This window comes from Ursidibacter arcticus, assembly GCF_009761375.1.
In the GTDB taxonomy this organism is placed as follows: Bacteria; Pseudomonadota; Gammaproteobacteria; order Enterobacterales; family Pasteurellaceae; genus Ursidibacter; species Ursidibacter arcticus.
Genome location: NZ_LEKM01000099.1, coordinates 1 through 685, shown reverse-complemented (window position 1 = coordinate 685; position 685 = coordinate 1). Strand labels below are relative to the sequence as shown.

Here is a 685-nt window from a genome sequence, read left to right as displayed (position 1 = left end):
AAATAGATTAACGAAATAAATGTACTCACGGATGCTACCTTGCGTCTAAGACGCATATTATACCACTCATAATAATATCATTGCTTTCAAATAACATTTTTTTAATAAAAACGATCTGCCGACCAATTAATAACATTATTTTGTATATAATCATATATTTTTGAAAATGCACGTTCATTTTGAATAATATGTTCGTAAAATCCTGATTGCCATTGAAATGAAATGTTATTTTTCATGGCAAAGCTAGTTAATCTAGATTTAATCCCCCGAATGACTGATGATAAATTTTTACGCTGAACACCAAAATAATGCTGATGGCAATCTATCTTGTGATTTAATGTAATAATCATATGAAAATGATTTGGCATAACGGTATAGATAGGAATGTCAATATATTGGTCATTACGAACAAGCGGCGTGTTTTCAATAATCTTTTGCAATTCAATGCCTAATAATGTAAAGGACATTTCATTATTCATTATTTCTCCAAAATAATGAATTTTATTTTGAGTACAAATAGTAATGAAATAACAACCATTTTGATAGGTATCCCATTTTACACGGACAGATTTGTGATTTGGATAATTCATAAAATAATTTTAAACGATTTGTATAATATGCATATAATAATAAAAAGAAGAATAAAATTGTGAATAAATACCACGTTTTTCGATCTAGATCGAAA

General features: G+C 27.3%; 1 protein-coding gene. It reads right to left on the bottom strand.

Features of this window, described 5'->3' with window-relative positions:
- Positions 1-101: 101 nt before the first annotated feature.
- A complete protein-coding gene (locus A1D25_RS02020) occupies positions 102-479 on the bottom strand; it encodes a transposase (protein WP_240327088.1) in 378 nt (125 codons plus the stop codon).
- Between the last annotated feature and the right edge of the window lie 206 nt (positions 480-685).

Excerpts from the sequence above, each read along its gene's own strand:
- A1D25_RS02020 (WP_240327088.1), bottom strand. The coding sequence starts at position 479 with ATGAATAATGAAATGTCCTTTACATTATTAGGCATTGAATTGCAAAAG.